Genomic DNA, 21,671 nt, shown 5'->3' with positions numbered 1-21,671 from the left:
CGCCCGTCATGCCCCGCTTCAGGCGGGGCATCCACGTCTTCACGGCACCTCGGTAGAAAGACGTGGATGGCCCGGCCAAGCCGGGCCATGACGAAAAACACTCAAAAGCTCGGCGGGCAACAGGCCGAAACGATGACGCAGTCGATGGTGCCGGGATTGCGGAAGCGGTGGGGAAGGCGCGAGTCGAAGTAATAGGCGTCGCCGGGCATGAGCTTGCGCGTCTCGCCGCCCACTGTCAGTTCGATGAGCCCCGAGACGACGATGCCGCTTTCCTCGCCGATATGGGAGAGCATGTCGTCGCCCGTGTCGGCGCCGGGGGCGTAGCGCTCATGCATCATCTGGATGGCGCGGCCCTGCGTGTCTCGCCCGACCAGACGGAAGGAGATGGGCCCGCCCGCGATCTCGCGCAATTCCTTGGCCTGATAAAAAACCCTCGTGCGCGGTTTCAATTCCAGCGTCAGGAAATCGGCGATGGAAATGGGGAAACCGTCGAGCACCTTTTTCAGCGAGCCGAGGGACGGGCTCACCCGATTCTGCTCGATGAGGGAAATGGTACCGTTGGTCACGCCCGCGCGCTTGGCGAGTTCGCGCTGTGAAAGGCCGTGCATGGTGCGGAAGGCGCGGAGCCGCGCGCCGATGTCGGGCATCTCCCCGTCGATATCCAGCGAGGCGGGCATCTGCGCAGCGCCATGGGCGCGGCGGAAATTCCCCGCCGCCGGCTTCGCCGCACTCTTTCCGCTCTTCGTCGCGCCCTTTGCCATGGCGTTTAAAATACTCGACATATAGCCAAAGTCACGCCCGAAACCCCTTGATTTGCCCACGCCTGAGGCTTTGAATTGTAAGGCTTTCGTCAACAGGAGTGACCTTCCATGAGCGCCGACGCCGCCGCGCCGAACGACCTCGAGTCGAACTGGCTGCCCTACACGCCCAACCGCCAGTTCAAGCGCGAGCCGCGCATGATCGCGCGCGCCAAGGGCGTCCATTATTACAAGCCCGACGGCACGGAAGTACTCGACGCCACGGCCGGCCTCTGGTGCTGCAATGCGGGCCATTGCCGCGAAGACATCGTGAAGGCCATCCAGGACCAGGCCGCCGAACTCGACTTCGCGCCGACCTTTCAGTTCGGCCACCCAAAGGCCTTCGAGCTCGCGAGCCGCATCGCGAACCTCGCGCCCGGCGATCTCGACCATGTGCTTTTCTGCAATTCCGGTTCGGAAGCCGACGAGTCGGCGCTGAAGATCGCGCTCGCCTATCACCGCATCAATGGCGAGGCGAGCCGCACACGCCTCATCGGCCGCGAGCGCGGCTATCACGGCGTCAATTTCGGCGGCACGGCGGTGGGCGGCATGGTCGCGAACCGCAAGTGGTACGGCAATCTGGTGGCGGGCGTCGACCACCTGCCCCACACCTATAACCGTGCCGAGCAGGCCTTCACCATCGGTCAGCCGGAATGGGGCGCGCATCTCGCCGACGACTTGCAGCGGCTCATCGACCTGCATGACGCCTCGACCATCGCCGCCGTCATCATCGAGCCGATGTCGGGCTCGACGGGCGTGCTGCCGCCGCCCAAGGGCTATCTGCAGAAGATCCGCGAAATCTGCACGAAGCACGGCATCCTGCTGATCTTCGACGAGGTCATCACAGGCTATGGCCGCCTCGGCTACGGCTTCGCCGCCGAACGCTTTGGCGTGACGCCCGACATCATCACCTTCGCCAAGGGCATCACCTCTGGCACGGTGCCGATGGGCGGCGCGATCGTGCGCAAGCACATCTACGACGCGTTTCAGACCGGCCCCGACCACGCAATCGACCTTTTCCACGGCTACACCTATTCGGGCCATCCGCTGGCCGCTGCCGCGGGCCTTGCGACGCTCGACCTCTATCGCAAGGAAGGGCTTTTCGAAAAAGCCCGGGCGCTCGAACCCTATTTCGCCGATGCGCTGATGAGTCTGAAGAATCACAAGCTCGTCGCCGATATCCGCGTGATCGGCCTTGCAGGCGCGGTCGACCTCGTTCCGGTCGACGGCACGCCGGGCAAGCGCGGCTTCGAAACCATGCGTCACGCCTTCCACCACGAGAACATGATGGTGCGCGTCTCGGGCGACTGCATCGCCTTCTCGCCGCCGCTCATCATCGAAAAGGCGCAGATCGACGAAATCTTCGGACGCTTCCGCAAGGTTCTCGACCACGTCGCCTGAGGCGTTCCTGACCAACGCCTGCTGTTACGCCCTCCGCGCATTCTCCACGCGGAGGGCTTTTTTATCAGCCCTTGATGAGGCCGGTCGCCTTGCCGATCATGCGATCGACAAAGCGCTTGGGGAGAAGCTGCGGAATCGTCCAGTTCTGGAGCCGCTGCGGCACGACGGCGTAGCGCACCTTGGGGTTCTTCACCGTCAGCGCCTTCAGAATGGCGCCGCCGAGGCGTTCAGGCGTGAGGCCTGTTTCGGCGCTCTTGAGGAAGAAGTCGCGAAACTTCACCAGGCTCGGGTAGTAGGGACTGTTCCGATAGGGCGTGATGTCGACCTCTTCGGCCTTTGCCCAGATCTGTGTTTTCACCGCGCCGGGACCGATGACGATGACGTCGATGCCGAAGAGAAGGAGTTCGCGGCGGAGACTTTCGGAGAGGCCTTCAAGCGCGAATTTCGACGCCGCATAGGGGCCGATGAAGGGGGCGGCCTGCTTGCCGCCGACCGAGCTGATATTGACGATGCGGCCCGGCGCGCCCTTGAGCGAGGTATCGGCGCCGAGAAGCGGCGCGAATGCCTGCGTGACGATCAGGGGCCCGGTGAGGTTCACTTCCATCTGCTGGCGGAACTCGTCGAGCGGAAGCTCGAGCAGGGGCCCGGAGACCGCGATGCCCGCATTGTTGACGAGGCCGAAAAGCTTCTCGCCCTTCAAGGCGGCGCGAACCTCATCGGCGCCGCGCTTCACCGCGGCAACATCGGTCACATCGAAGCGGAGCGGCGTGAATTTATCGCCGAATTCCTGTTTGAGACGCTGCGCATCGGCTTCCTTGCGGACGCTGCCGAAGACGTGAAAGCCCGCATTCGTCAGAACCTTGGTCGCGCCCCAGCCGATGCCGGTCGACACACCCGTTACCACCACGCTTTTCATCGCACCCTCCCCCGAAACGCTTCATCAGAAGCGTTTCAAATGTTGCATGGCGCATTTTCGGACGGCGAACCGGGGTCCACTTCGCCTGAAAATGCGCGATGACCGAAAAGAAACAAGTGGTCATTCGGGACTAAAGATCAAGGTCGTAACGCAGCCAATTCGTCCGGGTGGCGAGTTTGTCGTAAAGCGCCTGGGCCGTCACATTGTCCCGCGCGGTCTGCCAATAGAGCCTGAGCCAGCCTTCGGAACGTCCGCAAGCGGCGAGCGCCTCGATGAGGGCGCGGGCCGCCCCCTGTCCCCGCGCCTGCGGAAGGACGAAGAGGTCTTCGAGATAGCAGAGCGGCTTCGGGCTCCATGTGCCCGCATGAAGAAGCGCGTGAGCGAAGCCGAGCGGCCTGTCTTCGCCATCCACCGCGACAAGGCCAATGAGTTCGCCCGAGAGAAGGCGCGCCCATGTGTCCTCGGTCACGTCCGGCGCAAGCGCCGTTTCGTAGAAGGCGAGATAGCCCGCCCACAATTCACCCCATGCGGCGCGGTCGCGCGCTTCGAGCGGGCGGATGGTGAGCGGGCTTTTCTCCATGGGCTCAGGCGATCGTGACGCCGCCATCGATGACGAGCTGCTGGCCCGTCATGAAGGCGCCCGCCTTGCCCGCGAGGAAGACGGCTGCGCCCGCGATTTCATCCGGCATGCCGATGCGCTTCAGCGGCGCGTTCGATGTCGACTTTTCGAGAATGTCGGGATTGTCCCAGAGCGCCTGCGCGAAGCGCGTCTTGATGAGGCCCGGCGCGATGCAGTTCGCGCGCACATTATGATGGCCGTATTCGACGGCGAGATTGCGCGCGAGCTGGAAGTCGGCCGCCTTGGACAGGCAATAGGCTCCGAGCACGGAGGAACCGCGCAGGCCGCCGATCGACGAGATGATGATGATGGAGCCGTCCTTGCGCTCGACCATCTGGGGAATGACCATGTTGCAGAGCCAGTGGTTCGACTTGACGTTGGACGACATGATCTTGTCGAAAGCGTCGTCGGGAATGTCCTTCGAGGAACCGAAGAAGGGGTTCACCGCGGCATTGCAGACGAGAATGTCGATCTTGCCCCAGGTCTTGTTCGTCGTGTCGACGAGGCGCTGAAGGTCGGCCTTGTCCGCGATGTTGCAGGGAACGGCAATGGCCGCGCCCGCATGCTTCGCGTTGATCTCGCCCGCGACCTTGTCGCAGGCATCGGCCTTGCGGCTCGATACGACAACCTTCGCGCCATGCTCGGCTAGGCGATGCACGATGGCCTCGCCGATGCCCTTGGTCGAGCCGGTGACGACGGCGACCTTCCCGGTCAGATCGAATAGCGACATGGCGACTTCTCCCTTTTGATTATAAGTGCGTCAATTCGGTTCTCGCACTGACGAAGCTTTGCTAGTTTAAGCAACGTCACGCGACGGCTGGGGATCTTTTACACCATTGGCGACCGATGCCACAGGCAGGGACCGTTCCCCTCGTCGCGCTGCGAATTTATAGCGAGCGGAGCCTTCATGCGCGGGGGATGGGCATTTCTATCGATCATGGCCGTGAGCGGCGCGCTCGCGGGCTGCCAGACGGCGCCGCTGGCACCAGCGCCGGCGCCCGCTCCCACGCCCACCTATTCGATGGCAAGCACAGACGCGGCGGCGCTGCGCGTTCAGGCCATGCAGAAGAAGGGCGTGGCGCCGATTCCCGGCCGCGAGGTCGGCGCCTATATGGACGGCGTTGAGCACGATCTCATCTCCGACCTGCTGGACCACGGCTTCAGCGTAACGCGTGTTGGCAATTCGGTTCATCTCAACATGGAGAGGGATATCGCCTTCGCCCCGAACTCGACCGCCATCGGGCCCGATGCCGCGTCGGCGCTGAAACGCCTCGCCCGCATTGCAAGGGAACACGACCGTCTGCTGATCGATATTACCGGACACACCGATCAGGCGGGAACGGCAGAGGCAAACCGCAAGGTGTCGGAGGAGCGTGCGCGAAACGTCGCGCAATTCCTGATCGATCAGGGCCTCGACGGAAAGCGCTTCATCCTCCGCGGCGCGGGCGCGCGCGAGCCCATCGCAAGCAACAGGACGGCGGAAGGACGGGCGCAAAACCGTCGTGTCGAGATCAAGCTCTCGCCCTTTACCGATGCGAAGGATAAGAGCTACAGGCGGTCCTTCGCGCCGTGAGCCTCAGGCGCCGAGCAGCGCCTCGATCTCGCTCACCAGCGCCGCGTCGAGCGGGCTGACCTTGCTCGAATAGATGTTCACGAGTTCGCCGCCGGGCCCGATCAGATATTTATGGAAGTTCCAGCGCGGCGCCGCATTCTCACCGCCGACCTCGGCCACCCATTTGTAGAAGGGATGCGCCTCCTCGCCGATCACGGCTTCTTTCGCGGTCAGCGGAAAATCGATGTCGTAATTCACTTCGCAGAATTCGAGAATCTCGGCCTCGGTGCCCGGCTCCTGCGCGCCGAAATCGTTGGACGGCACGCCGATGACGACGAGGCCGCGTGCGCGGTAACGCTCCCATAAACCCTGAAGCTCGCGATACTGAGGCGTGAAGCCGCAACGGCTGGCCGTATTGACCACAAGGACGGCCCGGCCCTCGAATTGCGAAAGCGGAAGCGCCTCGCCCTTGATGGTGCGGAATTCGAAGCGGTGCGCGCTCATGGTTTCCTCCCGATGCCTGACGGACGAGCCTAGCACGGAGATTTTCACTCTTCACCACCTCGGCACCACCGTTAAGATGCCTCCGACAGGGGGTGCCGATGTGCGACACGATGGTGGCAGGGCCGAAGGCGACGAAGAGCGGCGGGCTGCTCTTTGCCAAGAACTCCGACCGCGGGGCGAATGAGGCGCAATACCTTGCCTTCAGCCCTCGCGCGACACATGCGCCCGGGGCCACGCTGCGCTGCACCTATATCAAGATTCCGCAGGCGTCCGAAACCCATGCCGTTCTGCTCTCCCGGCCCTTCTGGATGTGGGGCGCGGAGATGGGCGCGAACGAGCACGGGCTCGTGATCGGCAACGAAGCAGTCTTCGCCAGGATCGCGCCGCAGAAGCAGGAAGCGCTGCTCGGAATGGACCTGCTGCGCCTCGGACTTGAACGGGCGAAGACGGCGGATGAAGCCCTCGACGTCGTCACCGGCCTGCTCGGCCGGTACGGTCAGGGCGGAAACTGCGGCCATCTCGGCAAGCTCGAGTATCACAATTCCTTCCTGATCGCGGATGCGGGCGGAACGGCCTATGTGCTTGAAACGGTGGGGCGCGAATGGGCGGCGGAACGCGTCGAGGGATTTCGCTCCATTTCCAACACTTATACGATCGGCGCGAAGTTCGACCGGGCGAGCGAAGGGCTGGCGCCCCTCGCTCTCAAACGCGGCTTTACGAAGGAGGGCGCGCCTCTCGATGTCGCGGCAGACTTTTCGGACCGGCTGCGCTCGACGCTTGGCCACGGCATAAAGCGCTGGTGCCGGACGACCGACCTGCTCGGCACATCGAAAGGCCACACGCCACAGAGCCTGATTTCGATCCTGCGCGATCACGGCGAAGAGGCGGCGCGAAATCCGGACTGGCGGCCCGACGGCATCATGGGCGGCGGCGTCTGCGCCCATGCCTCATGGGGACCGATCCGCCAATTCGGCCAGACGACCGCCTCATGGGTCGCCGACCTCGCGCCCGGACGCGCCGTTCACTGGGTAACGGGCACCTCTTCGCCTGACACGTCGATCTTCAAACCGGTGTTTTTCGGCTCCGGCTTCGAAGGGGCGGCGCTCCCGGATTTTGGACCCGTTCCGACCGACCGTTTCGATCCGGCGACGCTCTGGTGGCGCCATGAACGGCTGCACCGCGCCGTGCTGGAAGACTACGCGCCGAGGCTCGCGGCCTTCGCGGGTGAGCGCGACCGGCTGGAGGCAAGCTTCTTCGAGCGGGTGGAGGCCCTTCTCGCCGGTGGTGGGAGCGCGGAGGAGGCAGGGCGGCTATCCCGCACAATATGGGCGGAAGCGGCGGAGGCCGAGGAGCGCTGGCTTGCCCGTGTGCAGGCGATGCCGACGCGGAGGGGCAAGAGCGGCTCCCTTCTTTACCGGATGCATTGGCGCGGACTCGCGAAACTGGCCGGAATGCCTGCCTGAGAGCCGCCAGGGCTCTTCCACCATGGTTAACTTTTTCTCAATGCCTCAGCCCCATGCTTCGACTGGAAAAGTTCCATCGGGGACCGCGCCCTTTCGCGCGGGATTGGGCCATGAAGCAGATCAAGCACATCTTCGCCGCCTTGCTCTATATCCTGCCGTCGGCCGGCCTCGCGCTGGCGCTGCCGCTGCCGGAAGTGGCCGGGTTCGATCCGAAGCTCGCGATACTGGCGGGTCTCATTTGCTGCTTCATCGGCATGGAGCTGCACGCCGCCATCGCGCGGGGCTTCGAGCGCCGCAAGGTCAGGCTTGAGCTTGCCGAACTCACCGGCGTCGCTGCCGGTCTTTCACGCGAACTCGATCAGGCCGCCCGCCGCATCATCCAACTCGAACAGCGCGTCGAGCACGAAACGACGGAGCGCATGGAGCGCATCTTCTCAGAAATCCGCGTCATTGAATCGCTGGTGAAGCGGCTCGCCGAAACGCGCGAGGCGCCGCCCATGCCCGTTCCCTCGCAGCTCATCGGCGCGCCCGCCCTGCAGGCAAGGCTCGCCCGGGAATTCGCCGCGCCCGAACCCGACATTTCGACCCTGAGCGACGCCGAGCTTCTGGAAACGATCCGCCGCTCGCTCGAAGCCAACCGCGTCGACCTCTATCTCCAGCCGATCGTCGGCCTGCCCCAGCGCAAGGTCCGCTATTACGAAGGCCTGTCGCGGCTCCGCTCGGAGCGCGGCGCGCTCATCATGCCGCGCGACTACATGCGCGTGGCCGAACCCGCCGGCATGATGCCGACCGTCGACAACATTCTGCTGTTCCGCTGCATTCAGGTCGTGCGCAAGCTCGCCCAGCGTAACAAGAACGCGGGCGTCTTCTGCAACATCTCCGCCTTCTCCTTGCTCGACGGGGATTTCTTCCCGCAATTCGTCGAATACATGCAGCACAATCAGGATCTCGCGCAGCACCTGATCTTCGAGTTCAGCCAATCGACCGTGAACGGCATGGGTCCGATCGAGGAAGAGAGCCTGAGGGCGCTGGCCGATCTCGGCTTCCGCTTCTCGATGGATCAGGTGACGAGCCTCAAGATCAATGCGGCCGAGCTTCACGACCGCAACTTCCGCTTCATGAAGATCTCGGCTGCGACGCTGATTGACGGCGATCACAGCGCGTCCGACATTCACGCCGCCGACATTCGCGAGGTTCTGCGCCGCAACGGCATTCAGCTCATCGTCGACAAGATCGAGACGGAGCGCGAAGTCGTCGATGTGCTCGACCTCAATGTCGAATATGGACAGGGCTATCTCTTCGGCGAGCCGAAGCCGGTCCGCGAGGAAGTGACACGGGCTGCGATCGACGCGGCCATCGCGGCGGCGGCCTGATCTCCCCGAAAGCACCGTCATGCCCCGCTTCAGGCGGGGCATCCACGTCTTGAAGGCCCGGAATTCCCACACCAAAGACGTGGATGGCCCGGACAAGCCGGGCCATGACGTTGAATGACCAATCTCCGGACACCCCTCGGTTGACAGCGCGGGACCCACAGCTATCTTGCCCGCCTACACCCATCCCCGAGGGAGCCGCCCCATGAGCACCGCCCAACTCAAGTCCGTCATCGAACGCGCCTTCGACGAGCGCGATCAGGTGAATACGGGCACCAAAGGCGAAGTGCGCGAGGCGGTCGAGACCGCGCTCAACCTGCTCGACAAGGGCGAAGCCCGCGTGGCCGAGAAGATCGGCGGCAACTGGGAAGTGAACCAGTGGCTCAAGAAGGCCGTTCTGCTCTCCTTCCGCCTCAACGACATGGGCCTCATCGCCGGTGGCCCCGGCGACAACACCCATTGGTGGGACAAGGTGCCGTCCAAGTTCGAGGGCTGGGGCGAGGCCGAGTTCCGCAAGGCGGGCTTCCGCGCCGTGCCAGGCGCCATCGTCCGCCGCTCGGCCTATATCGCGCCGAGCGTGGTGCTGATGCCCTCCTTCGTGAACCTCGGCGCCTATGTCGACGAGAGCACCATGGTCGACACATGGGTCACGGTCGGCTCCTGCGCCCAGATTGGCAAGAACTGCCACCTTTCGGGCGGCGTTGGCATTGGCGGCGTTCTGGAACCGCTGCAGGCGAATCCGGTCGTCATCGAGGACAACTGCTTCATCGGCGCGCGCTCGGAAGTCGTCGAAGGCGTGATCGTCGGCGAGGGCTCGGTGCTCTCCATGGGCGTCTTCATCAGCGCCTCGACCAAGATCATCGACCGCGCCACCGGCGAGATCCATATCGGCAAGGTGCCGCCCTATTCGGTCGTCGTGCCGGGCTCGCTGCCGGGCCGCGCCAACCCGGATGGCTCGCCCAGCCCGAGCCTCTATTGCTGCGTCATCGTGAAAACGGTCGACGCCCAGACGCGCTCCAAGACCTCGATCAACGAGCTGCTGCGCGACTGACCGGCCCGTCACCCCGGCCTCATGCCGGGAATGACAAGTGTTAACGGGGCACCTCCCAAAATTGACCGCGACGATGAGGAGCGGTACACGGGATGACCATGACCGCAGCCTATGACCCGCTTGAGATTGCCATCGAACTGATCCGCTGCCCCAGTGTGACGCCCAGGGACGAGGGCGCGCTGGCGACGCTGGCGGGTTATCTCGCGCCACTCGGCTTTTCCTGCGAGCGCATGCATTTCAGCGACGAGGGCACGCCCGACGTCGACAATCTCTATGCGCGGCTGGGTTCGGGTGGCCCCCATTTCTGCTTTGCCGGCCATACCGATGTCGTGCCCGTGGGCGACGCCGCCGCGTGGTCGGTCGATCCCTTCGCGGGCGAGATCAAGGCGGGAAAGCTTTTCGGGCGCGGCGCCGCCGACATGAAGGGTTCGATCGCGAGCTTCGTCGCCGCCGCCTCCCGCCTCGTGCGTGAAGGCAAGCTCATCGACGGCGAGGGCTCGATCAGCCTCCTCATCACCGGCGACGAGGAAGGCCCCGGCATCAACGGCACGAAGAAAATGCTTCAGGCGCTCAGCGCGCGTGGCGAAAAGATCGACCATTGCCTCGTCGGCGAGCCGACATGCGTTTCGAAGCTCGGCGACATGATGAAGATCGGCCGTCGCGGCAGCATCAATGGCTGGCTCACGGTGCGCGGCACGCAGGGCCATGTCGCCTATCCGCATCTCGCCGACAATCCCGTTCCGCGGCTCCTTGAAATGCTCAGGCGCCTCGACACGCGTGTGCTCGATCATGGCAACGCGCATTTCCAGCCGTCGAATTTCGAGATCACCTCGGTCGATGTCGGCAACGAGACGACGAACCTCATTCCCGGCACCGCGCGGGCGATGATGAACATCCGCTTCAACGACGAGCATACGGGCGCGTCGCTCGAAGCCTGGATGCGCGGCGTCTTCGATCAGGTCATTCAGGAGATGGGCGGCGCTTACGAATTCAGGACGCAGATTTCGGGCGAATCCTTCATCACCCAGCCCGGCGCCTTCTCGACCCTCATCGCCGACGCCATCACGAAGGTGACGGGCCTCGCGCCGGAGCTTTCGACCAGCGGCGGCACGTCGGACGCGCGCTTCATCCGCGCCTATGCGCCGGTCGTCGAATTCGGCCTCGCCAACCAGACCATGCACAAGGCCGACGAGCATGTGCCCGCCGAGGACATCGGCCGCCTTGCCGACATCTATGAGACGATCCTCAGGGGCTATTTCGCGGGCGCCATCGCGTCATGAATCCGAACGACATTGCGCGACATCTAACCGGCGCGTGGCGCATCGCGCGGCGCGATCCGGAAGCCGCGAAATATTTCGATCTCTCCGCCGCGGGTTTTTTCCGCTCCTTTGCGGCGCTCGCGCTTGCGCTGCCGCTGATCCTCGTGGCCAGCGCCGCGCTCTGGCGCATGGGACAGACCATCGACGCGATCGCCGATCTCGACTTCACCTCCTTTGCGACCGTGCAGATGGGCGGAGAGGCGCTGAACTGGATCGTCTATCTCACCGTCATGGCGGCGGTGGCGCGGCATCTCGAACTCGGCGCGAGCTACAGCGCCTATGTCATCACCTTCAACTGGGGCGTGCTGATGACGTCCGGCCTGATGCTGCTGCCGCTGGGGCTTTTCCTCATCGGCATCATCGGCGACGAATTCGCGGTCATGCTGACGCTGCCGGTGTTCCTGCTTGCCGCCTGGTATCGTTGGCAGATCGCGCGCGAAGTGCTGGGCGCGACGCCGTCCGCGGCCATGGCCATTCTGATTCTCGATTTCGTGCTGGGCGCGCTGCTCGATCAGGGATTGAGCCGCTTGCTGCTGACGCCGGTGGGCGCCTAGTCATAATCCACTTTCAGCAGATAGAGCCCGTCCGGCGGGGCGACGGGGCCGCAGGCGGCGCGGTCGCGGGCTTTCAGAGCGCGTTCGAGATCGCGGGCGGTCCATTTGCCTTCGCCGACGAGTTTCAGCGAGCCAACAAGAGAACGCACCTGATTGTGCAGGAAGGAGCGCGCGCGGGCGATGATCTCGATTTCCTCGCCATAGCGCGACACCGATAGTTCATCGAGCGTCTTCACTGGCGATTTCGCCTGGCACTGCATGGAGCGGAAGGTCGTGAAGTCATGCTTGCCGACGAGCACCTGCGCCGCCTCGTGCATCGCGTCCGCATCGAGCGGCTTGTGGACGAGCCAGGCCTGACCGCGATCGAGCGTCAGCGGCGCGCGGCGATTGATGATGCGGTACATGTAATGACGACGGGTGGCGGAGAAACGCGCCTCGAAATCGTCGCCGACTTCCTCGACCTCGACGATGGCGACGGGATGCGGACGCATATGCGCGTTGACCGCATCGCGCAGCGTGTCGGTGCGAACGGGCTCCGGCAGATCGACATGCGCGACCTGGCCCAGCGCATGGACGCCGGCATCGGTGCGGCCTGCGCCGTTCACGCGAATATCCGCGCCGCAAAAGCCCTTGAAGCCCGCCTCGAGCGCATCCTGCACGGAACCGCCATCGGCCTGGCTCTGCCAGCCGACGAAATTCGTGCCGTCATATTCGATGGTGAGCTTGTAACGGGGCATCAGGCGAGCCTTTCGCCGACCGTGAGCGGAAAGCCGCGCAGGAAATCGTCGGCCTTCATCGGCCCCTTGCCCGCACGCTGCAACTCGGCGATTCGGATCGCCCCTTGGCCACAGGCGACAGTGATGCCGCCTTCGATGGACAACACTTCGCCGGGCGCGCCGCTGCCCGCAACGGGCTTCTCGCGCAGCACCTTGATGCGGACGGGCTTGGCCTCGCGCTCCACCTCGAAGAAGGCGCCGGGGAAAGGCGTGAGGCCCCTGATATGGCAATCGAGCGCCGCAGCATCACGCGACCAGTCGATGCGGGCTTCTTCCTTCTCGATCTTCCTTGCGTAGGTGACGCCTTCTTCCGGCTGCGGCGTCGCATGGAGCTGACCGCGTTCGAGGGCGGCGAGCGCGCGCACCATCAGCGAGGCCCCGATTTCCGAAAGCCTGTCGTGGAGGCCTCCCGCCGTCGCGTCGGGCGCGATGGCGACATGCTCGGCAAGAAGCACAGGCCCCGTGTCGAGGCCCACATCCATCTGCATCACCATGACGCCGGTTTCAGCGTCCCCCGCCATGATGGCGCGCTGGATGGGCGCGGCGCCGCGCCAGCGCGGCAGCAGAGAGGCGTGGAGATTGAGACAACCGAGCCGTGGCGCCTCGAGCACGGGCTTGGGCAGGATGAGCCCATAGGCGACGACGATGGCAACGTCGAGGCCGAGATCGGCGAAGGCCTTCTGCTCTTCTTCCGATTTCAGCGAAACGGGAGTGCGGACCGGAAGCCCGTGTTCTGCGGCGAAGCGATGGACCGGCGAGGGCTGCTCGGCCATGCCGCGTCCCGCCTTGCGAGGTGGCTGCGAATAGACGGCCACGACCTCATGGCCGGCGGCGATCAGCTCGGCCAGAACTGACACGGAAAAATCGGGGGTGCCCATGAAGGCGAGACGAAGGGTCATGCGCGCCTTCTGCCGGCCCTCAGGCCGGTTCCTTTTCCTGAAACTTCTTCGCCTTGGTGAGCTTCTTCAGGATCATCGAGCGCTTGAGCTTCGACAGATGGTCGATGAAGAGGACGCCCTTCAGGTGGTCCATTTCGTGCTGGATGCAGGTGGCGAGCAGCCCCTCGCAATCAAGCTCGCGGATCTCGCCCTGATAGTCGAGGAAGCGCACGCGGCATTCGGCCGGACGGTCCACGTCCTCGTAAAGCTCCGGCACCGAGAGGCAGCCTTCCTCATAGGTCGCGTATTCGTCCGAGGTCCAGATGATCTCAGGATTGATGAAATAGCGCGGCTGCGGCGGCTCGCCTTCGCGGGCGAGATCCATGACGATGACCTGCTTCGGCACGCCGATCTGGATCGCAGCAAGGCCGATGCCCGGCGCGTCGTACATCGTCTCAAGCATGTCGTCCATGAGACGGCGCAGCTCGTCATCCACCCGTTCGACGGGCTTCGAGACCTGCTTGAGGCGCGGATCGGGCGCGGTGAGTATTTCGCGGATAGCCATGGGCCTTGAGATAAGCTGCCGGGCCGCAGCGGTCAAGAATCGGCTATAGTTGCCGAAATGTTCCCGTCATATTCGAGCCGGCGATACGGAGAGAAAATGGAAAACTGGGCCTCCTATACCGGCATTGCGAGTGCCGCCTTCAGCGCGATCGCCGCAGTCTTCGCCATCCTCGCGTTCCTTCGAAGCGGCAAGGCGGCTGGCGACAACGATCTGGCGACAGCCATTCGGACCGAGGCCGACCGGCTGAGAGCCGACAACGCGCTCCAGTCGCAAAGCGTTCGCCAGGAGATCGGCGAGAATATCCGCGGCTTTCAGGATTCCTTCGTCCAGAAGCTCGACAACGGCATCGAAGCCATCCGCGCACCCATCGCCGTGATCGGCCAGAAGCTCGATCAGGACATTGCGAGGATGGGCCTTGAGGCGGCCGAAAACCGCGAGGCGCTGCGCCTCTCGATCGGCGAGAAACTCGACGCCGCCAATGCGCGCTCCCAATCCGCCGCGCGGGAACTACGCGAGGAGCTGACCGGAAATTTTACAAAGACGAGCGAGCAGCTCGCCACGACCCTGCTCCAGCTCGGCGAACACCAGAAGGAGCGGCTGGACAAGGTGGCGCTGGAACTCGGCAACATGGCGGAGAAGCAAACGCTCGCCCAGGAGAGCCTGCGCCAGGGCGTCGAGAACCGCCTCGACGCGCTACGGACCGAGAATTCCGCCAAGCTCGACGAGATGCGCCAGACGGTGGACGAAAAGCTGCAAACCACGCTGGAAAAGCGCCTCGGGGAATCCTTCCGCACGGTCAGCGAACAGCTCGAACGCGTTTATCAGGGCCTTGGCGAGATGCAGAATCTCGCGACAGGTGTCGGCGATCTCAAGAAGGTACTCACCAACGTCAAGACGCGTGGCACATGGGGCGAGGTGCAACTCGGCATGTTGCTGGAGCAATTCCTTTCACCCGAGCAGTTCATCAGGAACGCGCAGGTCAAGAATGGCAGCGCCGAGCGCGTCGAATACGCGATCCGTTTCACGGGCCGCGACAGCGATGATCTTCTGCTTCTGCCCATCGATGCCAAGTTCCCTCAGGAGGATTATGAGCGTCTGATCAATGCGACGGAAAGAGCGGACATCTCCGCCGTCGACGAAGCATCCGCGGCGCTTGAGATGCGCGTTCGCAGCTTCGCCAAGTCGATCTCGGACAAATATATCAATCCGCCGGTGACGACGGATTTCGCGATCCTCTTCCTGCCGACAGAAAGCCTTTTCGCCGAAGTCCTGCGCAGACCGGGCCTCTTCGAAATGCTCCAGCACGATTATCGCGTGACGCTGGCAGGACCGACGACGCTTGCCTCCATCCTCAACGCCTTCCAGATGGGGTTCAGATCGCTGGCCATTCAGAAGCGGTCCAGCGAAGTCTGGCAAGTTCTCGGCGCCGTGCGCACGGAGTTCCAGAAACACGGCAAGGTCGTGGAGAATCTGAAGCGACAGCTCAATGCCGCCACCAATACCGTCGACGCGCTCGGCACGCGCACACGCGCGATGCACCGCACCTTGAAGAATGTCGAGATCCTGAGCGACGCAGACTCGACCAACCTGCTGGGCCTGAACACGCCGGATGCCACCCTGGGCGACGAGGAGGAAGAGGCCGGTTCTGCGGATATGGATCAGGATCGACCGCTGCTCTGAGACGGGAAAATGTGAATCAGGGCGAATGGAGAAGCTCATGCGCATTCTCGCCATATCGGGAAGCCTGCGGAACGCGTCGTCGAACACGCAACTTCTGCGCGCTCTGACGGCTCTCGCACCCGAAGGCGTCGAGGTCTCGCTTTATAACGGCATCGGAGACCTGCCGCATTTCAATCCCGATCTCGACGGCGAGGCGGCACCGGGCGCCGTCACCGACTTTCGCGCCGCGCTCGCGGGCGCGGATGGTGTAGTCTTTTCAAGCCCGGAATATGCGCATGGCGTTCCGGGCGTGCTGAAGAACGCGCTCGATTGGGTGGTCGGAAGCGGAGAGTTCTACGAAAAGCCCGTCGCCATCATCAATGCGAGCCCGCGCGCGGTTCATGCGCTGGCATCGCTCACGGAAACGCTGACCATGATGGCGGCGCGGATCGTGCCCGAAGCGTCGATTGCCGTTCCGCTGCTCGGCCGCGCCATGCCGGAGGGCGGGATTGCGGCAGATGCCGAGATTGCGGATGTGCTACGAAAAGCAGTGTCAGATTTCGCGCAGGCGATCGGGCGTAACTAGAACGGTCGTCGCGATTTCATTGCGGCGGCAAGCGTTCCATCGTCAAGATAGTCGAGTTCACCGCCGACCGGCACACCATGCGCGAGGCGCGAGATGATGACGCCCGTGCCCTCGAGGCGATCGGTGATGTAATGCGCGGTCGTCTGGCCATCGACGGTTGCATTCATCGCAAGGATCACTTCCTTGATGCCATTCTTTGCGACACGCTCGGCCAGCGAGCCGATGTTGAGATCGTTGGGACCGACGCCGTCGAGCGCTGAGAGCACGCCGCCAAGCACATGGTAGCGGCCCTTGTGGACGCCCGCGCGTTCGAGCGCCCAGAGGTCGCCCACTTCCTCCACCACGCATAGCGTCGTCGGTTCGCGTGTCGGGTCCGTGCAGATGGCGCAAGGATCCTGCGTATCGACATTGCCGCAGATGGAGCAGACGCAGGCCTTTTCCGCCGCATCCGCCATGGCGACGGCGAGAGGCGCGAGCAGCGTCTCTTTCTTCTTGATGAGCTGGAGCACGGCGCGGCGCGCGGAACGTGGGCCGAGACCCGGCAGCTTCGAGAGAAGCTGGATCAGCCGTTCGATTTCTGGTCCGGTTACCGGCATGTGAAGTCTTCACTCCAATCGTCATGCCCGGGCTTGACCCGGGCATCCAGAGCCGCAAATGCAGTGCCCGATATGCTGGATTGCCGGGTCAAGCCCGGCAATGACGAGGTAAGTATCCCGCTGCTCGAAACACCGGCCATCAAAGACTGAAGCCGGGCGGAAGCGGCAGACCGCCGGTGACGGCTTTCATCTTCTCGGCGGCTTCCCGGTCGGCCTTGGCCTTCGCATCGGCGGCTGCGGCGACGATCAGATCTTCGAGGATTTCGCCCTCGCCTTCCTTCAGAAGGCTCGGATCGATCGAAACGCGCTTCACGGCGCCCTTGCCGCCCATCACCACGCGCACCAGACCGCCACCCGCGCTGCCTTCGACCTCCAGCGCTTCGAGTTCGGTCTGCAAGGCCTCCATCTTCGACTGGAGAGCCTTTGCCTGCTTCATGATGTCGGTGAAGTTCTTCACGCTACTCAATCCATATATTCGTCGGGAGTAAAATCGTCCGAGCCGAGTTCATCGGCGCTGGCGGACACGACTTCGCCGCTCGGGGCAAGTGGTATGACCGGCAACTCGTCGGCACGCGGATCACGCACATGGACGATTTCGGCGCCGGGGAATGCGGCAAGCGCGGCCTTGACCAGCGGGTCGGCGCGGGCGTCGTCTTTCAGCTTCTGCTCGCGCGTCGTCGCCTGCTCTTTCAGCGTCGGGGCGCCTTCCTCGCGCGAGAGCGAGACGACCCAGAGCGCGCCGGTCCAGCGCTTCAGGCGTTCGGAAAGTTCTGTGGCGAGGCTGCCCGGCGCGCCTTCGAGAAGGCGGATCTCGATGCGGCCCTGCTCGAAGCGCACGAGGCGCACGCCGGTTTCCAGCGCATGCTTGAGCTTGATGTCGCGCTTCTCGGCCAGCAGCGCGATCACATCCTCGAAGCGCTTGAGCGTCGGGCCCTGCGTCGCAACGGCGGGCGCGGGCTCATAGGATTGCTGCGGACTCTGCTGTGCCTGGCCGCCAGCGACGGAGCGCAATTGCGCGCGTTCGCCGCCACCGCCGCCGCCCGAGGGCGCAGCGCCCGGCGCGGGCCGCGAGAGGGCGCCGCCACCCTTCAACTGCTCGATGAGTTCTTCCGGTCCCGGCAGATCGGCGACATAGGCGATCCGCACCAGCACCATTTCGGCGGCCGCGATGGGGCGCGTCGCGCCCTGCACTTCCGAGAGCCCCTTGAGCAACATCTGCCAAGTGCGCGAAAGAACGCGGATGGGAAGCCGCGCCGCCATGTCCTGACCGCGCTGGCGCTCCGTCTCCGACATGGCGAGATCGTCTGCCGCGCCCTGCACAAGTTTCAACCGCGTCAGCCAATGGACGAGATCGGCGAGATCGGAAAGCACGACGGCGGGGTCGGCACCGACATCATATTGGGCGCGAAGCTCGTTCAGCGCGCCCGCCACGTCGCCCTTCATCACGAAGTCGAAGAGATCGAAAATGCGCGCGCGGTCGGCAAGGCCCAGCATGTCGCGGACTTCGGACTCGTGAATGAACGCCTCGCCCATCTGGCTGCCATGCGCGATGGCGCGGTCGAGCAGGGAGAGCGAATCGCGCGCGGAGCCGTCGGCGGCACGCGCGATGAGCTTCAGCGCCGCTTCCTCGACCTCGACATTCTCTTTCTTCGAGATGCGCCCGAGAAGCCCCGACAACTCATCGACAGAGAGGCGGCGCAGATCGAAACGCTGGCAGCGCGAAAGCACCGTCACCGGGACTTTCCGGATTTCAGTCGTCGCGAAAATGAACTTCACATGCGCCGGCGGTTCCTCAAGCGTCTTCAGAAGGCCGTTGAATGCGGCCTTCGAGAGCATGTGGACTTCGTCGATGATGTAGACCTTGTAGCGCGCCGAAACCGGCAGGTAGCGCACGCTTTCGATGATCTCGCGAATGTCGTCGATGCCGGTGCGGGAAGCCGCGTCCATTTCCATCACGTCGACATGGCGGCTTTCCATGATCGCTTCGCAATGGACGCCGAAACCGTCCATATGGATCGTCGGCGCGGTCACGCCCGGCTTTTCGTAGTTCAGCGCCCGGGCGAGGATGCGGGCGGTCGTCGTCTTGCCGACGCCGCGAACGCCCGTGAGCATGAAGGCATGGGCGATGCGGCCCGTCTCGAAGGCGTTCGAGAGGGTGCGGACCATGGCTTCCTGGCCGACGAGATCCTCGAAGCTGGAGGGGCGATATTTGCGGGCGAGGACCTGATAGCCGGAGGCCTGCTGGCGCGCGGGCTTTGCCTCTCCGCCCAGGAGCGCGAAACCGGGCTCCTCGGCAGGGTCCGGCCGGTGCGGCTCGTCTGCCAAGAGCGCCGGATTTTCCTCGCTGCCGTCCATGAGCGCCTTTCAGGAAAATTAGGTGGGAGGCTGGACGAACGACCCGAGCCGAACTCGTTACGGCTGCTTCCTTCCGGACCTGACCGGGTTGGCGAGGGACTCGTCCATCGCCAACCTCCCGAGGCGACTATATCAGGGGAATCGATCCTCATTGCAAGGGCGCGCGTTTCCGGCGGAAATCCGCAGCTTCCGGGGGCCGTGCCGCCCCGCATCGGCATTGAGCCCGCCTCCGGCCTGTGCCACCCTGCCGCCCACCGAATTCTCCATCAGAAACGTCAAAAAGCGGACTTGCCTATGGGCCTTCCTGAAAATCCGAACATCTTCGCCAATAACCCGCTGGACCGTGCGAGCTACCGGCGGACCGACAAGGCATGGATCGCCGAGCAGATGGCCGATCCGCAGAGCCTTTTCGTGCCCTTCCGCAAGCTTGAGCCCTTCATCCTGCCGGAAGCGCAGCCGGGCGACGGCAAGGATGTCGGCTGGCTCCGCATGGGGCTGCTGAAGGAACTCGCAGGGCCCGATCCGCTGGTGATCTTTCTCGGCATCAACCGGCGCGGAAAATCGCTCTTTGCCGCCGACGTCACCGGCCTCAAGGACGCGGAGAACCATCCCGCGCTCAAGGGCCTCGGCGCTTTCGAGGAGCTGCGCGGCCTTGCCATGTCGGGCGACATCACGCCGACCGAGCTCGCAATCCTCGCCCAGGCGAAGAGCATGATCGACTGGCACCTGCGCCACGGCTTCTGCTCGGTCTGCGGCACGGCGAGCGAGTTCATGGAAGCGGGCTACAAGCGGCAGTGCCCGTCCTGCAAGGCCGAGCATTTCCCGCGCACAGACCCCGTCGCCATCATGCTGGCGACCTACAAGGATTCCTGCTTCCTCGGCCGCCAGAAGATCTGGCCGAAGGGCATGCATTCGGCGCTGGCGGGCTTCATCGAGCCGGGCGAATCGATCGAGGAAGCTGTGGCCCGCGAGCTTCACGAGGAAGCGGGGCTCAAGGTTTCCCACGTCACCTATCATTCGACGCAGCCCTGGCCCTATCCCTCGTCGCTGATGATCGGCTGCCATGCGGTGGCTGATACGGACGAGTTCAAGATCGACGGGATCGAGCTTTCGGCGGGCCGCTGGTTCACCCGGGCGGAAATTCAGGCCGTGCTGGCGGGCAAGGGCGATGGAAGCTTCTGGCTCCCGCCGCCCTTCGCCATTGCGCATCAGCTGGTCAAGGCCTTCGCCGAAGAGAAGGTCTGAAGCGGAAATCCGGCGGCTGCTATTTCGGGCAGTCGCCGATCCGCTTGTGATCGATCTTCATGGTCATGACCTGCGACGCGCCGTCGACCGAGCTCGTCGTCCGAGCTTCCTGGACCATATGGCTCGAACTCTCGAAGGTCATGGTGCCGGCAGTGGTCATCGAACCGCCCATGTCTGGCACCGCGCATTCGCTCGTGAAGTGAAAGACGTTGCCGACCCACTTGCCCGAGGTCTTGCAGTTATCCATGTCCTCGCCTTCCGGGCGCAGCATTTCCTCGGCGGATTGCTTGACGTCCTCCGGTGTGAAGCATTCCTTGTCGGTAAAGGTGTTTGTCCCCATCGTCATGGTGCGCTCCCAAAGACCGGGCGCCATCTGCGGCGGGGCGGCAATGGCCGAGACAGGCAGCAGCAGCGCCGTCACCGAAATCAAAATCGCTTTTTTCATATAGGTCCTCCAAACGGCCTGCGCATGGACGGCGCAGATTTGCGGCGCGGAACCTAGCACGCATCACTCGAGGCAAGACAGAACCGTCCGAACTTTAAATTGTGTGCGGACAATTTGTATCGAGACAATCGGTGCTTCAGCGGCCGGTGACCGCCAGCTCGCGCCGATAGGGATGCGACTTGTAAATGCCGAGAATCTTCAGCTCGGTGGTAAAGAATTCCAACTCTTCCAGCGCAAGACGGACATTGCGCGAAGCGGGATGCCCTTCGATATCGGCATAGAACTGGCTCGCGCTGAACGTGCCCTCGAGCTGGTAGCTTTCGAGCTTCGTCATGTTGACGCCATTGGTGGCAAAGCCGCCCAGCGCCTTGTAGAGCGCCGCGGGCACGTTCCGTACACGGAAAATGAAGCTGGTGATCACCGGACCTTCCTCGGGCTCGGCGTCGTTCGGCTCCTTCGCCATGATGAGGAAGCGCGTCGTGTTGTGCGCGGCGTCCTCGATGTCCCGCTTGAGAATGTCGAGGTCGTAGATGCCGGCTGCAAGCTCGGAAGCGATGGCGGCGCGGCTCTTGTCGCCGGCATTGGCGATTTCGCGCGCCGAGCCCGCCGTATCCGCCGCGACGACCGGCGTGAGCCCAAGCTCGCGGATCACCTTGCGGCACTGGCCGAGCGCCATGACATGGCTCTGGATCGTCTTCAGACCGCCGAGCGACGCACCCTTCACGCCGAGCAACTGATGACGAACGCGCAGGAAATGCTCGCCGACGATATAGAGCGACGAATCCGGCAGCAGGTGATGAATGTCCGCGACGCGGCCCGCGACCGAGTTCTCGATCGGCAGCATGGCGAGACGCGCCCTGCCCTCGTCGATCGCCGAAAAGACGTCCTCGAAGGTCGCGCAAGGCAGCTCCACCATGTCCGGGAAGGCTTCATGGCAGGCGATATGCGAATTGGCGCCGGGTTCGCCCTGAAAGGCGATGGTGTTTTCGGGACTTGCGGGAGAAGAGCTCATGGCGTCTT

General features: G+C 63.9%; 23 protein-coding genes and 1 other RNA gene. 10 read left to right on the top strand and 14 right to left on the bottom strand.

Translation table 11 applies throughout. The features are described 5' to 3' along the window. Positions 1-101: 101 nt before the first annotated feature. Complete coding sequence (locus tag ABFC66_RS07270) at positions 102-647, bottom strand: cupin domain-containing protein (RefSeq protein WP_346740908.1); 546 nt, start codon at positions 645-647, stop codon at positions 102-104. Positions 648-869: 222 nt separating this feature from the next. Here ABFC66_RS07270 and ABFC66_RS07265 point away from each other — a divergent pair, with 222 nt between their 5' ends. After that, positions 870-2,198 (top strand): aspartate aminotransferase family protein, encoded by a 1,329-nt coding sequence (locus ABFC66_RS07265; RefSeq protein WP_346740283.1) that lies wholly within the window; start codon positions 870-872, stop codon positions 2,196-2,198. A 64-nt stretch (positions 2,199-2,262) separates the two neighbouring features. On the opposite strand, the gene ABFC66_RS07260 is transcribed toward ABFC66_RS07265, so the two are convergent. The 3 genes from ABFC66_RS07260 to ABFC66_RS07250 form a co-directional block, all read right to left on the bottom strand. Continuing rightward, positions 2,263-3,114, bottom strand: a complete 852-nt coding sequence (locus ABFC66_RS07260; protein ID WP_346740282.1) for an SDR family oxidoreductase — start codon at positions 3,112-3,114, stop codon at positions 2,263-2,265. A gap of 130 nt (positions 3,115-3,244) precedes the next feature. Beyond that, entirely contained in the window at positions 3,245-3,694 is a 450-nt protein-coding gene (locus ABFC66_RS07255) for a GNAT family N-acetyltransferase (protein WP_346740281.1), read from the bottom strand. Between the two features lie 4 nt (positions 3,695-3,698). Continuing rightward, complete coding sequence (locus ABFC66_RS07250; RefSeq protein ID WP_346740280.1) at positions 3,699-4,463, bottom strand: SDR family oxidoreductase; 765 nt, start codon at positions 4,461-4,463, stop codon at positions 3,699-3,701. A 177-nt stretch (positions 4,464-4,640) separates the two neighbouring features. Between ABFC66_RS07250 and ABFC66_RS07245 the strand changes: the two genes are divergently transcribed. Continuing rightward, positions 4,641-5,306: an OmpA family protein gene (locus tag ABFC66_RS07245; protein ID WP_346740279.1), complete on the top strand. Its 666-nt coding sequence runs from the start codon at positions 4,641-4,643 to the stop codon at positions 5,304-5,306. 3 nt (positions 5,307-5,309) lie between these two features. Here ABFC66_RS07245 and ABFC66_RS07240 read toward each other — a convergent pair whose 3' ends face one another. After that, positions 5,310-5,789: a glutathione peroxidase gene (locus ABFC66_RS07240; RefSeq protein ID WP_346740278.1), complete on the bottom strand. Its 480-nt coding sequence runs from the start codon at positions 5,787-5,789 to the stop codon at positions 5,310-5,312. 98 nt (positions 5,790-5,887) lie between these two features. Here ABFC66_RS07240 and ABFC66_RS07235 point away from each other — a divergent pair, with 98 nt between their 5' ends. The 5 genes from ABFC66_RS07235 to ABFC66_RS07215 all read left to right on the top strand — a co-directional run bounded on the left by ABFC66_RS07235 (position 5,888) and on the right by ABFC66_RS07215 (position 11,546). Beyond that, positions 5,888-7,252 carry a hypothetical protein gene (locus tag ABFC66_RS07235; RefSeq protein ID WP_346740277.1) on the top strand — a complete coding sequence of 455 codons (1,365 nt, stop codon included), beginning with the start codon at positions 5,888-5,890 and terminating at the stop codon, positions 7,250-7,252. A 110-nt stretch (positions 7,253-7,362) separates the two neighbouring features. Further along, complete coding sequence (locus tag ABFC66_RS07230; RefSeq protein WP_346740276.1) at positions 7,363-8,625, top strand: EAL domain-containing protein; 1,263 nt, start codon at positions 7,363-7,365, stop codon at positions 8,623-8,625. A 202-nt stretch (positions 8,626-8,827) separates the two neighbouring features. Then, positions 8,828-9,673: a 2,3,4,5-tetrahydropyridine-2,6-dicarboxylate N-succinyltransferase gene (gene dapD, locus ABFC66_RS07225; RefSeq protein ID WP_346740275.1), complete on the top strand. Its 846-nt coding sequence runs from the start codon at positions 8,828-8,830 to the stop codon at positions 9,671-9,673. Positions 9,674-9,765: 92 nt separating this feature from the next. Next, a complete protein-coding gene (gene dapE, locus ABFC66_RS07220; protein WP_346740274.1) occupies positions 9,766-10,953 on the top strand; it encodes a succinyl-diaminopimelate desuccinylase in 1,188 nt (395 codons plus the stop codon). Then, a complete protein-coding gene (locus ABFC66_RS07215) occupies positions 10,950-11,546 on the top strand; it encodes a hypothetical protein (protein ID WP_346740273.1) in 597 nt (198 codons plus the stop codon). Before dapE ends, ABFC66_RS07215 begins: the two co-directional genes overlap by 4 nt. On the opposite strand, the gene truA is transcribed toward ABFC66_RS07215, so the two are convergent. Genes truA through def form a run of 3 tightly spaced genes read right to left on the bottom strand, consistent with a single transcriptional unit; the run spans position 11,543 to position 13,765 of the window. Then, complete coding sequence (gene truA, locus ABFC66_RS07210; protein ID WP_346740272.1) at positions 11,543-12,283, bottom strand: tRNA pseudouridine(38-40) synthase TruA; 741 nt, start codon at positions 12,281-12,283, stop codon at positions 11,543-11,545. The genes ABFC66_RS07215 and truA overlap by 4 nt on opposite strands. Further along, positions 12,283-13,221 (bottom strand): methionyl-tRNA formyltransferase, encoded by a 939-nt coding sequence (fmt, locus tag ABFC66_RS07205; RefSeq protein WP_346740271.1) that lies wholly within the window; start codon positions 13,219-13,221, stop codon positions 12,283-12,285. Before fmt ends, truA begins: the two co-directional genes overlap by 1 nt. Positions 13,222-13,240: 19 nt before the next feature. Further along, complete coding sequence (gene def, locus ABFC66_RS07200; protein WP_346740270.1) at positions 13,241-13,765, bottom strand: peptide deformylase; 525 nt, start codon at positions 13,763-13,765, stop codon at positions 13,241-13,243. A 96-nt stretch (positions 13,766-13,861) separates the two neighbouring features. On the opposite strand from def, the gene rmuC reads away from it, so the two are divergent. Together rmuC and ABFC66_RS07190 are read left to right on the top strand one after the other, a co-directional pair. After that, positions 13,862-15,445, top strand: coding sequence for a DNA recombination protein RmuC (gene rmuC, locus ABFC66_RS07195; protein ID WP_346740269.1), 1,584 nt, complete (start codon positions 13,862-13,864; stop codon positions 15,443-15,445). Between the two features lie 37 nt (positions 15,446-15,482). Next, entirely contained in the window at positions 15,483-16,010 is a 528-nt protein-coding gene (locus ABFC66_RS07190; protein WP_346740268.1) for an NADPH-dependent FMN reductase, read from the top strand. Here the strand turns inward: ABFC66_RS07190 and recR are convergent. The 4 genes from recR to ffs form a co-directional block, all read right to left on the bottom strand. Continuing rightward, on the bottom strand, positions 16,007-16,606 hold the full coding sequence (gene recR, locus ABFC66_RS07185; protein ID WP_346740267.1) for a recombination mediator RecR: 600 nt from the start codon (positions 16,604-16,606) through the stop codon (positions 16,007-16,009). The two genes, ABFC66_RS07190 and recR, sit on opposite strands and share 4 nt — an antisense overlap. A 139-nt stretch (positions 16,607-16,745) precedes the next feature. After that, positions 16,746-17,063 carry a YbaB/EbfC family nucleoid-associated protein gene (locus tag ABFC66_RS07180; protein ID WP_346740907.1) on the bottom strand — a complete coding sequence of 106 codons (318 nt, stop codon included), beginning with the start codon at positions 17,061-17,063 and terminating at the stop codon, positions 16,746-16,748. Between the two features lie 5 nt (positions 17,064-17,068). Further along, positions 17,069-18,961: a DNA polymerase III subunit gamma/tau gene (locus ABFC66_RS07175; RefSeq protein WP_346740266.1), complete on the bottom strand. Its 1,893-nt coding sequence runs from the start codon at positions 18,959-18,961 to the stop codon at positions 17,069-17,071. A 22-nt stretch (positions 18,962-18,983) separates the two neighbouring features. Then, positions 18,984-19,080, bottom strand: an RNA gene (gene ffs, locus ABFC66_RS07170) — signal recognition particle sRNA small type. 175 nt (positions 19,081-19,255) lie between these two features. On the opposite strand from ffs, the gene nudC reads away from it, so the two are divergent. Next, a complete protein-coding gene (nudC, locus tag ABFC66_RS07165) occupies positions 19,256-20,206 on the top strand; it encodes an NAD(+) diphosphatase (protein WP_346740265.1) in 951 nt (316 codons plus the stop codon). Positions 20,207-20,225: 19 nt separating this feature from the next. Here the strand turns inward: nudC and ABFC66_RS07160 are convergent, their stop codons facing one another. After that, positions 20,226-20,651 (bottom strand): DUF3617 family protein, encoded by a 426-nt coding sequence (locus ABFC66_RS07160; RefSeq protein WP_346740264.1) that lies wholly within the window; start codon positions 20,649-20,651, stop codon positions 20,226-20,228. A gap of 136 nt (positions 20,652-20,787) precedes the next feature. Next, the gene (locus ABFC66_RS07155; RefSeq protein ID WP_346740263.1) at positions 20,788-21,663 is read right to left on the bottom strand and encodes a prephenate dehydratase; all 876 of its coding nucleotides are present in this window, start codon (positions 21,661-21,663) and stop codon (positions 20,788-20,790) included. Between the last annotated feature and the right edge of the window lie 8 nt (positions 21,664-21,671).

This window comes from Parvibaculum sp., assembly GCF_039680535.1.
GTDB lineage: Bacteria > Pseudomonadota > Alphaproteobacteria > Parvibaculales > Parvibaculaceae > Parvibaculum.
Note: the sequence above shows the minus strand (reverse complement) of the source record. Positions and strands in the feature narration are given on the sequence as shown.

Excerpts from the sequence above, each read along its gene's own strand:
- ABFC66_RS07270 (WP_346740908.1), bottom strand. The coding sequence starts at position 647 with ATGCCCGACATCGGCGCGCGGCTCCGCGCCTTCCGCACCATGCACGGC.
- ABFC66_RS07265 (WP_346740283.1), top strand. The coding sequence starts at position 870 with ATGAGCGCCGACGCCGCCGCGCCGAACGACCTCGAGTCGAACTGGCTG.
- ABFC66_RS07260 (WP_346740282.1), bottom strand. The coding sequence starts at position 3,114 with ATGAAAAGCGTGGTGGTAACGGGTGTGTCGACCGGCATCGGCTGGGGC.
- ABFC66_RS07255 (WP_346740281.1), bottom strand. The coding sequence starts at position 3,694 with ATGGAGAAAAGCCCGCTCACCATCCGCCCGCTCGAAGCGCGCGACCGC.
- ABFC66_RS07250 (WP_346740280.1), bottom strand. The coding sequence starts at position 4,463 with ATGTCGCTATTCGATCTGACCGGGAAGGTCGCCGTCGTCACCGGCTCG.
- ABFC66_RS07245 (WP_346740279.1), top strand. The coding sequence starts at position 4,641 with ATGCGCGGGGGATGGGCATTTCTATCGATCATGGCCGTGAGCGGCGCG.
- ABFC66_RS07240 (WP_346740278.1), bottom strand. The coding sequence starts at position 5,789 with ATGAGCGCGCACCGCTTCGAATTCCGCACCATCAAGGGCGAGGCGCTT.
- ABFC66_RS07235 (WP_346740277.1), top strand. The coding sequence starts at position 5,888 with ATGTGCGACACGATGGTGGCAGGGCCGAAGGCGACGAAGAGCGGCGGG.
- ABFC66_RS07230 (WP_346740276.1), top strand. The coding sequence starts at position 7,363 with ATGAAGCAGATCAAGCACATCTTCGCCGCCTTGCTCTATATCCTGCCG.
- dapD (WP_346740275.1), top strand. The coding sequence starts at position 8,828 with ATGAGCACCGCCCAACTCAAGTCCGTCATCGAACGCGCCTTCGACGAG.
- dapE (WP_346740274.1), top strand. The coding sequence starts at position 9,766 with ATGACCATGACCGCAGCCTATGACCCGCTTGAGATTGCCATCGAACTG.
- ABFC66_RS07215 (WP_346740273.1), top strand. The coding sequence starts at position 10,950 with ATGAATCCGAACGACATTGCGCGACATCTAACCGGCGCGTGGCGCATC.
- truA (WP_346740272.1), bottom strand. The coding sequence starts at position 12,283 with ATGCCCCGTTACAAGCTCACCATCGAATATGACGGCACGAATTTCGTC.
- fmt (WP_346740271.1), bottom strand. The coding sequence starts at position 13,221 with ATGACCCTTCGTCTCGCCTTCATGGGCACCCCCGATTTTTCCGTGTCA.
- def (WP_346740270.1), bottom strand. The coding sequence starts at position 13,765 with ATGGCTATCCGCGAAATACTCACCGCGCCCGATCCGCGCCTCAAGCAG.
- rmuC (WP_346740269.1), top strand. The coding sequence starts at position 13,862 with ATGGAAAACTGGGCCTCCTATACCGGCATTGCGAGTGCCGCCTTCAGC.
- ABFC66_RS07190 (WP_346740268.1), top strand. The coding sequence starts at position 15,483 with ATGCGCATTCTCGCCATATCGGGAAGCCTGCGGAACGCGTCGTCGAAC.
- recR (WP_346740267.1), bottom strand. The coding sequence starts at position 16,606 with ATGCCGGTAACCGGACCAGAAATCGAACGGCTGATCCAGCTTCTCTCG.
- ABFC66_RS07175 (WP_346740266.1), bottom strand. The coding sequence starts at position 18,961 with ATGGACGGCAGCGAGGAAAATCCGGCGCTCTTGGCAGACGAGCCGCAC.
- nudC (WP_346740265.1), top strand. The coding sequence starts at position 19,256 with ATGGGCCTTCCTGAAAATCCGAACATCTTCGCCAATAACCCGCTGGAC.
- ABFC66_RS07160 (WP_346740264.1), bottom strand. The coding sequence starts at position 20,651 with ATGAAAAAAGCGATTTTGATTTCGGTGACGGCGCTGCTGCTGCCTGTC.
- ABFC66_RS07155 (WP_346740263.1), bottom strand. The coding sequence starts at position 21,663 with ATGAGCTCTTCTCCCGCAAGTCCCGAAAACACCATCGCCTTTCAGGGC.